The sequence below is a fragment of the Kitasatospora sp. NPDC089509 genome (assembly GCF_044749365.1).
Taxonomy (GTDB): Bacteria; Actinomycetota; Actinomycetes; order Streptomycetales; family Streptomycetaceae; genus Kitasatospora.
Genome location: NZ_JBIVHS010000005.1, coordinates 374,522 through 386,122, shown reverse-complemented (window position 1 = coordinate 386,122; position 11,601 = coordinate 374,522). Strand labels below are relative to the sequence as shown.

Here is an 11,601-nt window from a genome sequence, read left to right as displayed (position 1 = left end):
CGGTGACCCCCAGACCCGATCGCACCCCCTACCCCGGTGGGATCCGCCCCCTACCCCTGGAGGGGGACAGCCGGTGAAGAATCCACTTCCAGAGGATGAGCAGACGGCTACGAGCGGTCTGGCAGACTTCTCGTCCATGGGGGAACCGACCGAGATCCAGCGAGGCGACGTCCGGCGCGCCGACGCGGCCCACGGTGGCGGTTCCGGGGCAGCCCAGGCCACCGCGGCCGGACTGCCCGACGGAGCCACCCGTGCCGCCCAGTCCCGCACCGCCGCACTGCGGGCCCGCATCCGCGACCAGCGCCGCTCGCCGGCCCGGCCGCGGATCTGGTTCGAGCTGGCGCTGATCGGGATCAGCTACTGGATCTACTCGATCGTCCGCAACGCCGTCCCCGAGCAGGAGGCGGTGGCCCAGCGGAACGCGCGCTGGATCTGGCAGTTGGAGCAGCACCTCGGCATCGCCGTCGAGCGCTCGATCAACCACGCCATGGACAGCGTCGGGTGGCTCATCACCGGGATGAACTACTACTACGCGACGCTGCACTTCATCATCACCATCGGCGTGCTGGTCTGGCTCTACCGCAGCCACCCCGGCCGCTACGTCGCGGCCCGCACCGTGCTGTTCGTCACCACCGGCATCGCCCTGGTCGGCTTCTACTTCTTCCCGCTGGCCCCGCCGCGGCTGATGACCGACGGCGGCTTCATCGACACCGTGGCGGTGCACCACACCTGGGGCTCCTTCGCCTCCGGCCCGGCCGCGCACGTCTCCAACCTGTACGCGGCCATGCCCTCGATGCACATCGGCTGGTCGACCTGGTGCGGCCTGACGATCTTCTTCCTGGCCCGCCGGACCTGGGTCAGGGTGCTCGGCCTGCTGTACCCGGTGGCCACCCTGACGGTGATCATCTCGACCGCCAACCACTTCTGGATGGACGCCGTCGGCGGCCTGATCTGCCTGACGGTCGGCTTCCTGGCCGCCCGCTGGCTCTACCGGGAGTGGGTCTACCGGCTGCCGCGGGTGCCCGCCCGGGAGACCGCCGAGACGCCGGTCACCGTCCCCGAGCAGTGGAGCGAGCCGGCCGTGAGCAGCGCCCGGCGGTAGCCGCGAACGTACCGGAGGGGCCCCCGCGTGGGGCCCCTCTCGCATGCGCGGGACGGCTCAGGAGCCGTAGAACAGCCGGTCCACCACCGCCCGGGCCCGCCGGGTGGTGCGCCGGTAGTCGTCCACCAGTTCCCCGCTGTGCCCGCCCCCGTACCCGAGGTAGCGGGCCACCCCGGCCAGCTCCCGGGCCTCCCCCGGGAAGCTGTCCCCCGGCCGCCCGCGCACCAGCATCACCGCCGACCGCACCCTGGAGGCCAGCACCCAGGCCGCCTCCAGCACCTCCGCGTCGGCCCGCTCCACCAGCCCGGCCCCGGCGGCGGCCGCCAGCGCGGCCCTGGTCCGGGTGGTGCGCAGCTCCGGCACCTCGTGCCCGTGCTGGAGCTGGAGCAGCTGCACCGTCCACTCGACGTCCGCCAGGCCGCCCCGGCCGATCTTGGTGTGGGTGGTCGGGTCGGCGCCGCGCGGCAGCCGCTCGGCCTCGATCCGGGCCTTGATCCGGCGGATCTCCACCAGGTCCCGCTCCGGCACCCCGGCGCCCGGGTAGCGCAGCGGGTCGATCAGCTGCCGGAACCGGGCGCCCAGGTCCTCGTCCCCGGCCACCGGCTCGGCCCGCAGCAGCGCCTGGCTCTCCCAGGCGTGCGACCAACGCCGGTAGTACGCCGCGTACGAGGCCAGGGTGCGCACCAGCGGGCCGCTACGGCCCTCCGGCCGCAGGTCGGCGTCGACCAGCAGCGGCGGCTCGGTGGACGGCGCGGCCAGCAGGGTGCGCAGCTCGTTGCAGACCGCCTGGGCCGCCCGGGCCGCCTCCTGCTCCAGCGAGCCGAGCAGCGGCTCGTGGACGAAGAGCACGTCCGCGTCCGAGCCGTAGCCCAGCTCGTGCCCGCCGAAGCGGCCCATCGCGATCACCGCGATCCGGGTCGGCAGGTCCCCGTGCTCGGCCTCCCAGCCGGCGATGCAGGCCCGCAGGGCGCCCTGGAGGGTGGCGGCGTTGAGCGCGGTCAGCGCCTCCCCGGCGACGTCCAGCGCCTCGGCCGGGTCCTCGCCGAGCCGGCCGAGCACGTCCGCGGCGGCCGTCCGGAACAGCTCCCGGCGGCGCACCGAGCGGGCGGCGGCCACCGCGGCGGCGGTGGATCCGGCCCGGCCGACGGCGGCCAGTATCTCCGACTGCAGCGCCGCCCGGCCGCGCGGGACCGGGCCCCGGGGGTCGCCCAGCATGGCCACCGCCTCGGGGGCGCGCAGCAGCAGGTCGGGGGCGAGCCGGCCGGCCGAGAGCACCCGGGCCAGCTGCTCGGCGGCGGCGCTCTCGTCCCGCAGCAGCCGCAGGTACCAGGGGGTGCGGCCGAGCGCGTCGGAGACCAGGCGGAAGTTGAGCAGTCCGGCGTCCGGGTCGGCCGACTCGGCGAACCAGCCGAGCAGCACCGGCAGCAGGGTGCGCTGGATCGCGGCCTTGCGGCTGACGCCGGAGGCGAGCGCGCTGATGTGCCGCAGCGCCGCGGCCGGGTCGGTGTAGCCGAGTGCCTCCAGTCGGGCCCGGGCCGCCTCCGGGGTCAACCCGGCCGCACCGGGCGGCAGTTCGGCGACGGCGTCGAGCAGCGGGCGGTAGAACAGCTTCTCGTGCAGCCGCCGCACCTCCACCGCGTGCCGCTTCCACTCGCGCTGCAGCGCGGCCACCGGGTCGGAGCGGGTGTCGTCGTTGATCAGCCCGGAGAGCGAGCGGGCGAGGCGGCGCAGGTCCTCCTCGGCGGTGGGCATCAGATGGGTGCGGCGCAGCCGGTGCAGCTGGATGCGGTGCTCCAGCGAGCGCAGGAAGCGGTACGCGGTGTCCAGCGAGACGGCGTCCGCCCGGCCGACGTACCCGCCGCGGGAGAGCGCGGCCAGCGCCTCCAGGGTGTTGCCGCTGCGCAGCGCCGGGTCGGTGCGGCCGTGCACCAGCTGGAGCAGCTGGACGGAGAACTCGACGTCGCGCAGCCCGCCCGGGCCGAGCTTGAGCTGGCGGTCCAGTTCGGTGGCCGGGATGGAGTCGATCACCCGGCGGCGCATCTGCTGCACGTCGGTGACGAAGTTCTCCCGGGCGGCGGCCTGCCACACCAGCGGGGCGAGCGCCTCGACGTACGCGGCGCCGAGCTCGGCGTCCCCGGCGACCGGGCGGGCCTTGAGCAGCGCCTGGAACTCCCAGGTCTTGGCCCAGCGCTGGTAGTAGGCGAGGTGGCTGGCCAGGGTGCGCACCAGCGGTCCGTTGCGGCCCTCGGGGCGCAGGTTGGCGTCCACCGGCCAGATGGTGCCCTCGCCGGTGGTGTCGGAGCAGAGCCGGGTGAGCGCGGCGGCCAGCCGGGTGGCGGCCCGGATCGCGGTCTGCTCGTCCACGCCCTCGCGCGGCTCGGCGACGAAGATCACGTCCACGTCGGAGACGTAGTTGAGCTCGCGGCCGCCGCACTTGCCCATCCCGATCACGGCGAGCCGGCAGGCCGCGACCGCCTCCGGGTCCTGTTCGGCGGCGAGGTCCAGGGCGGTCTGCAGGGTGGCGCCGGCCAGGTCGGCGAGTTCGGCGGCGGTCTGGGCGAGGTCGGTGGTGCCGGTGAGGTCCCGGGCGGCGATGGCCAGCAGGCAGCGACGGTAGGCGACCCGCAGCGCGTTCTCCGGGCCGTGGTCGCGGCCGCGCGCGACGCCTTCGGCGAGCGCCCGGCGGAAGTCCGCCGGGCCGGGGTGCATGTCGCGCAGCTCGAAGGTGACCAGCGCGTGCCAGTCGTGCGGGTGCCGGGCCAGGTGGTCGCCGAGCGCGGTGGAGACGCCGAGCACGCCGAGCAGCCGGTCGCGCAGCGGCTTGGAGGTGGTGAGGGTGTCGCGCAGGGTGTGCCGGTCGGCCTCGTCGGCGGCCTCCAGCAGCCGGGCCAGGCCCAGCAGCGCGAGGTCGGGGTCGGCGGTGGCGCCGAGCGCGTCCAGCAGCACCGGGTCGTCCGCCAGGCCCTCCAGCCCGGGGCCGTCCAGCAGCCGCACCGCCTTGGCGGGATCGGTGAACCCGCGCCGGACCAACCTGATCTCGGGCCGGCTGACCCGGCTCCCGGCCCGCTGCTCCTCCACCGCCATCGACCCCTCCGTCCGTCCGCCCGCCGGCCCGTCCGCGAAGTCCCGGCTGCGGGACGAACGACGAGAGTTCGGTAGCAGGTTACGCGCCCGCAGGGCGCCGCGCCCGGGGGTGACCCGCCCGCCGGACGAGCACCCGTCCGCGTGACCCCGCCCGCGATCGGCCGGTTTCACCCGGTGCCTTCTCCATCCCGGCCACCACTACGTCACAGCTTCTTCACGTTCTGTCACCGGAGCCCCTTCCGCTCCCCCGGTCACACCGGGGCGCCGGGCCCGCCGTCGCCCGGTCGGACGGCGGCGGGACCGGCCCGGGCGGGTCCGGGGCTCAGAGCACCTGGAGGTTCTTCCGCAGCTCGAACGGGGTGACCTCGGAGCGGTACTCCTCCCACTCCTGGCGCTTGTTGCGCAGGAAGAAGTCGAACACGTGCTCGCCCAGGGTCTCGGCGACCAGTTCGCTGCGCTGCATCAGGTCGATGGCCTCGCCGAGGTTCTGCGGCATCGGCTGGATGCCGAGGGCGCGGCGCTCGGAGTCGGTCAGCGCCCACACGTCGTCGTCGGCGCCGGGCGGGAGCTCGTAGCCCTCCTCGATGCCCTTGAGTCCGGCCGCCAGGGTGACGGCGTAGGCGAGGTACGGGTTGCAGCCGGTGTCCAGGGAGCGCACCTCGATCCGGGTGGAGCCCTGCTTGCCCGGCTTGTACATCGGCACCCGGATCAGCGCCGAGCGGTTGTTGTGGCCCCAGCAGATGTACGAGGGGGCCTCGCCGCCGGCGCCGGCGGTGCGCTGGGAGCCGCCCCAGATCCGCTTGTAGGAGTTCACCCACTGGTTGGTGACGGCGGCCGTCTCGGCGGCGTGCCGCAGCAGGCCGGCGATGAACGATCTGCCGACCTTGGAGAGCTGGTACTCGGCGCCGGACTCGTGGAAGGCGTTGCGGTCGCCCTCGAAGAGCGAGAGGTGGGTGTGCATGCCGCTGCCGGGGTGCTCGGAGAACGGCTTGGGCATGAAGCTGGCGTGCACGCCCTGCTCCAGCGCGACCTCCTTCATGACCAGTCGGAAGGTCATGATGTTGTCGGCGGTGGACAGCGCGTCGGCGTAGCGCAGGTCGATCTCCTGCTGGCCGGGGGCGCCCTCGTGGTGCGAGAACTCGACCGAGATGCCCATCGACTCCAGCATGGTGATCGCCTGTCGGCGAAAGTCGTGGCCCACCCCGCGCGGGGTGTGGTCGAAGTAGCCGGACTGGTCGGCGGGGATCGGCGCGGTGCCGTCGCCGGGCAGGTTCTTCAGCAGGAAGAACTCGATCTCGGGGTGGGTGTAGAAGGTGAAGCCCTGCTCGGAGGCCTTCTCCAGGGTGCGCTTGAGCACGAACCGGGGATCGGCGTAGGAGGGCGAGCCGTCCGGCATCAGGATGTCGCAGAACATCCGCGCGGTGCCCGGGGTCTCCGAGCGCCACGGCAGGATCTGGAAGGTGGTCGGATCCGGCTTGGCGATCATGTCGGACTCGTACACCCGGGCGAATCCCTCGATCGCCGAGCCGTCGAACCCGATGCCCTCCTCGAAGGCCTGTTCCAGCTCGGCCGGCGCCACCGCGACCGACTTGAGGAACCCGAGCACATCGGTGAACCACAGCCGGACGAACCGGATGTCACGCTCTTCGAGCGTCCGAAGCACGAACTGCTGCTGCTTGCCCATGGGGACAGTCTCACCTCTGCTCTTTACGCTCGTGTTACGCCCGGGCGGCCCCCGAAAGACCCCGTAAAGCGATTGCCACCATCATGGCCGATCCCCGCGGGCCGCGGCAGGGCCGACCCCCGGTCCTACCATCTGCACGGGACATTGCGTCAGTTAGACGATTAGACTCCTGCCATGCCCACTCTCCGTCTCGCCCTGAGCCAGACCGACCCCTGGGTCGGTGACCTCGCCCGCAACAGCGACGAGGTGGTGCGCTGGACCAAGCAGGCCGTCGAGGCCGGCGCCCAGCTGGTCGCGTTCCCCGAGATGGCCCTGACCGGCTACCCGGTCGAGGACCTCGCACTGCGCCGCTCCTTCGTCGAGGCCTCGCGCGGCGCCCTGGTCGCGCTGGCGGGCCGGCTGGCCGACGACGGACTGGGCGAGGTGCCGGTGGTGGTCGGCTACCTCGGCCGCTCCGAGCACGCCTCACCGCGGTTCGGCCGCCCCGCCGGGTCGCCGCAGAACTGCGCCGCGGTGCTGCACCGGGGCGAGGTGCTGACCCGCTTCGCCAAGCACCACCTGCCCAACTACGGCGTCTTCGACGAGTACCGCTGGTTCGTCCCGGGCGACCAGCTGCCGGTGCTGCGGCTGCACGGGGTGGACGTCGCGCTGGCGATCTGCGAGGACATCTGGCAGGACGGCGGCCGGGTCACCGCCGCCCGCGAGGCCGGCGCCGGACTGCTGCTGGTCGTCAACGGCTCACCGTACGAACGGAACAAGGACGACCAGCGGCTGGAGCTGGTGCGGCGCCGCGCGGCCGAGGCGGGCTGCCCGCTGGCGTACGTCAACATGGTCGGCGGCCAGGACGAGCTGGTCTTCGACGGCGACTCCGTCGTGGTCGGTGCGGACGGTCAAGTCCTGGCCCGCGCACCGCAGTTCGAGGAGTACCTGATGGTGCTGGACCTCGACCTGCCGGCCGCCAGCAGCGACCACACCGACGGCCTGCTGCTCGGCGACGGGCTGCACCTGGTCCGCACCGAGCTGGGCGACCGGCCCGCCCCGGCCCCCGCCGAGAGGCGCACCGCCGGCATCGCGCCGCGGCTCTCCGACGAGGCCGAGATCTGGGCCGCGCTGGTCTCCGGCACCCGGGCGTACGTGACCAAGAACGGCTTCCGCTCGGTGCTGATCGGCCTCTCCGGCGGCATCGACTCGGCCCTGGTGGCCTCGATCGCGGTGGACGCGCTCGGCGCCGACAACGTGCACTGCGTCTCGATGCCCAGCCGCTACTCCTCCCAGCACTCCCGGGACGACGCGGCCGAACTGGCCCGCCGCACCGGGCTGCACTTCCGCACCGTCTCGATCGCCCCGATGTTCGACGCCTACCTGGCCGCCACCGAACTGACCGGCCTGGCCGAGGAGAACCTGCAGTCCCGGCTGCGCGGCACCCTGCTGATGGCGATCTCCAACCAGGAGGGGCACATCGTGCTCGCGCCCGGCAACAAGAGCGAGCTGGCGGTCGGCTACTCGACCCTGTACGGCGACTCGGTGGGCGCGTACGGCCCGATCAAGGACGTCTACAAGTCGCTGGTCTTCCGGCTCGCCCGCTGGCGCAACGAGGAGGCCGAGCGGCGCGGCGAGGCGCCGCCGATCCCCGAGCACACCATCACCAAGCCGCCGTCCGCCGAACTGCGGCCGGACCAGGTGGACGCCGACTCGCTGCCCGACTACGACCTGCTGGACAGCGTGCTGGCCCGCTACATCGAGGGCGACGAGGGCCGGGACGCGATCGTCGCGGCCGGCTTCGACCCGGCCGTGGTGGACCGGGTGGTCCGGCTGGTCGACACCGCCGAGTACAAGCGGCGCCAGTACCCGCCGGGCCCGAAGATCTCGGTCAAGAACTTCGGCCGGGACCGCCGGCTGCCGATCACCAACCGCTGGCGGCGCGGCTAGTTGTACCGGTACGCGGCTAGTTGTACCGGTAGGCGGCGGCCACCGCGAGGTGGTCGCTGCCGTCCCGGGGCAGGGTGCGGGAGTCCACCGGCCGGAGCCCGCCCTTGCTCATGATCTGGTCGATCCGCGCCATCGGGAACGCCGAGGGCCAGCTGAAGCCGAAGCCGTCCCCGGCCGCGCCCTGGGCCGAGCGCATCTGCGAGGTGACCGGGGCCAGGCTGCGGTCGTTCATGGTGCCGTTGAGGTCGCCGAGCAGCAGCACCTTCTTCACCGGCTCGGCCTGGATCGCGTCGCCGAGCGCCTGGGCGCTGACGTCCCGCTGCCGGACGGTGAAGCCGCCCTCGGCCTTGAGCCGCACGGACGGCAGGTGGGCGACGTACACCGCGACCGGGCCCTGCGGGGTGCTGACCTCGGCCCGGAACGCCCTGGTCCAGCCGATCTTCAGGTCCACCGGCGAGACGTCGGCGATCGGGTACTTCGACCAGAGCCCGACCGTCCCCTCCACCGTGTGGTGCGGGTAGCTGCCGGCCAGCCCGGTCTCGTACGCCCCCACCTGCGGGCCGGCCAGCTCCTGGAGGGCGACGATCTCGGCCCCCGAGGCGACCAGGCCGCGGATGGTGCCCGGCACGTCGGTGTTGCCGGCGGCGACGTTGTGGCTGACCACCGTCCAGTCGCCCTTGCCGCCGCTCTTGTCGGACACCAGCCCGCCGAACAGGTTGACCCACAGCAGGGCGGGCAGCAGCAGGGCGATCAGCGCGGTGGCGGAGCGGCGCAGCAGCGCGGGCACCAGCAGCACCGGGACGGCCAGGCCCACCCAGGGCAGGAAGGTCTCCAGCAGGCTGCCGAGGTTGCCGACGCTGTTCGGCACCCGGGCGTGGAAGCCCAGCAGCGCGGCGGTGGCCACGGCCAGCAGGGCGACCAGCAGCCCGCGCCGCCAGGGGCCGCTGCCGCGGGCGTCCCGACCCCAGTGCCGCAGGCCGAGGAAGCCGCCGCGGCCGACGGGCGTGCCGACACCGCCACGGGCCGTGGTCCGTTCGGTGCTGTCCGCCTGCGCCATGCCGTGGCTCCCGTCGCTCGTGCCGTCGCCGGTCCGCCGTCCGGTCCGTGGGGGTACGGGCGCGGCGCCGGACTGGTGCCGGTTTGATCGGATACCCGGCTCAGCCTATGCCGGGACAGACGCGCGGCCCCGGGACCGGGTTCCGGCGTGGCCCGCTTTGGTGAGCCAGGCCACGTGGCCGCGGGAGCCGGGCGGCGTGCACGAAGGAGCCGGTCCGGGCCTGCCGGAGGGGCGGCTACGGCCGGGGGGCGATGCCCTCCAGGACGGCGTCGACCAGGCGCCGGGAGAGGTCCGGGTCCTCCAGGTCGGAGTCCTCCCAGAGGATGGTGCGGTAGAGGATCGGCCCCATCAGCAGGTCGCCGAGCAGCTCCACGTCGAGGTCGTCGCGGACCAGGCCCTCGGCGACGGCCTGCCGGATCAGTTGGAGCCCGATCTCCCGGCGGGGCTTGACCACCCGCTCCCGGTAGGCGGTGTACAGCTCGGGCAGGGTCTGCATCTGCCCGAGCGCGGCCTTGAGCACCCAGCGGGTGCGCTTGGCCAGGCCGCGGCGGCGGATGTAGTCGACCATCGCGATCAGGTCCGCGCGGGCGCCGGCGCCGGTGGGGGCCGGGATCGGCTCCTCCAGTCGGCCGACCACCTCGACCAGCAGGGCCTCCTTGTTGGGCCAGCGCCGGTAGATGGTGGCCTTGCCGACACCGGCCGCGGTGGCGATGCCCTCGATGGTGAGGTCGGACAGCGTGTTGCCGTCGGCCATCAGGTCCTCGACGGCGGCGAAGATGGCCTGCTCGGCGGCCTCGCTGCGGGGCCGGCCGCGCCGTACCGTCGTGTCGGGCCGGCCGGTCCCGGCGGTCGGCGTGTCCGTCCTCATCCCCGTCGTGTCTCCCTCGCTGTGCCCGGGCGCGGACGCCGTGGTGTGTCCGTCGGTCCGGTCCCGGGCGGGGTCCCCGCTCCGGGCCGAAAGCCCTGCCGACCGGATCACCGGCCGACAGGGCCATTGTCGCTCAGCTGATCAAGGAGCGGTCGAGCCGGGCTCAGGCCGCCGCGGCCTCCCGGGTCTGGTCCGGCTGCCCGGGCGCCTTCCCGCCGGGCCCGCCCGGGGCGGCGGAGCGGCGCGGGAGCAGGAACCAGGCGATCAGCACGCCGACCAGCGAGATGCCGACGGAGACCGAGGCCACCACGTGCATCGCGTGGATGAAGGCGTCGTTCGCCGGGGCGATCAGCGCCTGGCCCTTGCCCTCGGGGATCGCGTCGGCGATCGCCCGGGTGGACTCCAGCGACTCGCCCGCCTTCTCGCGCAGGTTCTCCGGCAGGCGGGTGAGGGTATCGGTCATCCCGTCCCGGTAGACGATGGAGAGCAGTGCGCCCAGCACGGCGACCCCGAGCGAGCCGCCGATCTGGCGGAAGGTGTTGTTGAGGGCCGAGCCGGCGCCGGCCTTCTCGCGGGGCAGCGAGCTCATGATCGCGACGGTGACCGGCGGCATGACGTGCGCCATGCCGGCGCCCATCACCAGGCCGAGCACGATCAGCACCCAGATCGGGGTGGTGGCGGTCATCACGACGTAGCCGGCCAGGCCCACCGCGACCAGCAGCATGCCGCCGGCGGCGGTGGCGGCGACGCCGAAGCGCTCGACCACCAGCCGGGCCCGCGGGGCGAACAGCAGCTGGGCGACGGCCAGCGGCAGCATCAGCAGGCCGGACTGCAGCGCGCTGTAGCCGCGCACGCTCTGGATGTAGAAGACGCCGAAGAAGGAGACGCCCATCAGCGCGAAGAAGATCACGCCGACCACGGCCACGGAGGCGCTGAACACCTTGTTGCGGAACCAGCTGACGTCCAGCGCGGGGAACGGGATGCGGCGCTCGTACACCACGAAGGCGGCCAGCGCGAGCACGCCGAGCGCGGTCGGCCCCCAGGCCGCGAAGGCGGTGAAGTCGGCCAGCTCGCCGCTCTTGATGACGCCGTAGACCAGCGCGACCAGGCCGACGATCGACAGCAGCACCCCGACCGGGTCCATCGCCCCCGGGTTGGGGTCCTTGGACTCGGGGACCAGGATCGCCATCGCCACCACCGCGACCACCGCGATCGGGACGTTGATCAGGAAGACCGAGCCCCACCAGAAGTGCTCGATCAGCACACCGCCGGTGATCGGGCCGATGGCGATGGCCAGGCCGACCGCGCCGGCCCAGATGCCGATCGCCTTGGGCTGCTCCTCGCGCTCGAAGACGTTCATCAGGATCGCCAGCGTGGCGGGCATCGCGAGCGCCGCGCCGACGCCCATCAGGCCGCGGTAGCCGATGAGTTGGCCGGGCGAGTCGGACATCGAGCAGAGCAGCGAGGCGGCGCCGAAGATCACCATGCCGCTCACCAGCGCCCGCTTGCGGCCGTAGCGGTCGCCGAGCAGGCCGGAGGTGAAGAGCAGGCCGGCGAACACCAGGGTGTAGGAGTTGATCGCCCACTCCAGATCGCTCTGGGTGGCGCCCAGTCCGATCGGGGCGGGGGTCGCGATGGTCTTCATCGCGACGTTCAGGATCGAGCTGTCGAGCACGACGACGAGCAGGGCGAGCACCAGGGTCCAGAGGATCGCCCAGCGTCGGCGGTGGATGGCTTCCGGCACACGGGGTGGCGCGGCTGCGGTGGTCATTGGTCTTCCCGTCCGTGTTGGCGTGGCACTGGCGGGTATTTGCGAGTCGCGTACGTCTCGTAACCCCCGGGGCCAGCCTAGTGGCACATTCGATACGAGACGAGGC

At 73.3% G+C, this 11,601-nt stretch carries 7 protein-coding genes; 2 read left to right on the top strand and 5 right to left on the bottom strand.

Annotated elements, in window-relative coordinates:
• Positions 1–136 precede the first annotated feature (136 nt).
• On the top strand, positions 137–1,102 hold the full coding sequence (locus ACIP4P_RS13985) for a phosphatase PAP2 family protein (RefSeq protein WP_400917656.1): 966 nt from the start codon (positions 137–139) through the stop codon (positions 1,100–1,102).
• 57 nt (positions 1,103–1,159) lie between these two features.
• Here ACIP4P_RS13985 and ACIP4P_RS13980 read toward each other — a convergent pair whose 3' ends face one another.
• Entirely contained in the window at positions 1,160–4,186 is a 3,027-nt protein-coding gene (locus tag ACIP4P_RS13980; RefSeq protein WP_400917654.1) for a bifunctional [glutamine synthetase] adenylyltransferase/[glutamine synthetase]-adenylyl-L-tyrosine phosphorylase, read from the bottom strand.
• Positions 4,187–4,508: 322 nt separating this feature from the next.
• The gene (gene glnA / locus ACIP4P_RS13975; protein ID WP_350511192.1) at positions 4,509–5,870 is read right to left on the bottom strand and encodes a type I glutamate--ammonia ligase; all 1,362 of its coding nucleotides are present in this window, start codon (positions 5,868–5,870) and stop codon (positions 4,509–4,511) included.
• A gap of 174 nt (positions 5,871–6,044) precedes the next feature.
• Between glnA and ACIP4P_RS13970 the strand changes: the two genes are divergently transcribed.
• Positions 6,045–7,799, top strand: a complete 1,755-nt coding sequence (locus ACIP4P_RS13970; RefSeq protein ID WP_400917652.1) for an NAD+ synthase — start codon at positions 6,045–6,047, stop codon at positions 7,797–7,799.
• Between the two features lie 16 nt (positions 7,800–7,815).
• On the opposite strand, the gene ACIP4P_RS13965 is transcribed toward ACIP4P_RS13970, so the two are convergent.
• The 3 genes from ACIP4P_RS13965 to ACIP4P_RS13955 form a co-directional block, all read right to left on the bottom strand.
• Positions 7,816–8,856: an endonuclease/exonuclease/phosphatase family protein gene (locus ACIP4P_RS13965; protein ID WP_400917650.1), complete on the bottom strand. Its 1,041-nt coding sequence runs from the start codon at positions 8,854–8,856 to the stop codon at positions 7,816–7,818.
• Between the two features lie 235 nt (positions 8,857–9,091).
• Positions 9,092–9,724: a TetR/AcrR family transcriptional regulator gene (locus ACIP4P_RS13960; RefSeq protein WP_400917648.1), complete on the bottom strand. Its 633-nt coding sequence runs from the start codon at positions 9,722–9,724 to the stop codon at positions 9,092–9,094.
• Positions 9,725–9,887: 163 nt separating this feature from the next.
• Positions 9,888–11,495: an MFS transporter gene (locus ACIP4P_RS13955; protein ID WP_400917646.1), complete on the bottom strand. Its 1,608-nt coding sequence runs from the start codon at positions 11,493–11,495 to the stop codon at positions 9,888–9,890.
• Between the last annotated feature and the right edge of the window lie 106 nt (positions 11,496–11,601).

Excerpts from the sequence above, each read along its gene's own strand:
- ACIP4P_RS13985 (WP_400917656.1), top strand. The coding sequence starts at position 137 with ATGGGGGAACCGACCGAGATCCAGCGAGGCGACGTCCGGCGCGCCGAC.
- ACIP4P_RS13980 (WP_400917654.1), bottom strand. The coding sequence starts at position 4,186 with ATGGCGGTGGAGGAGCAGCGGGCCGGGAGCCGGGTCAGCCGGCCCGAG.
- glnA (WP_350511192.1), bottom strand. The coding sequence starts at position 5,870 with ATGGGCAAGCAGCAGCAGTTCGTGCTTCGGACGCTCGAAGAGCGTGAC.
- ACIP4P_RS13970 (WP_400917652.1), top strand. The coding sequence starts at position 6,045 with ATGCCCACTCTCCGTCTCGCCCTGAGCCAGACCGACCCCTGGGTCGGT.
- ACIP4P_RS13965 (WP_400917650.1), bottom strand. The coding sequence starts at position 8,856 with ATGGCGCAGGCGGACAGCACCGAACGGACCACGGCCCGTGGCGGTGTC.
- ACIP4P_RS13960 (WP_400917648.1), bottom strand. The coding sequence starts at position 9,724 with ATGAGGACGGACACGCCGACCGCCGGGACCGGCCGGCCCGACACGACG.
- ACIP4P_RS13955 (WP_400917646.1), bottom strand. The coding sequence starts at position 11,495 with ATGACCACCGCAGCCGCGCCACCCCGTGTGCCGGAAGCCATCCACCGC.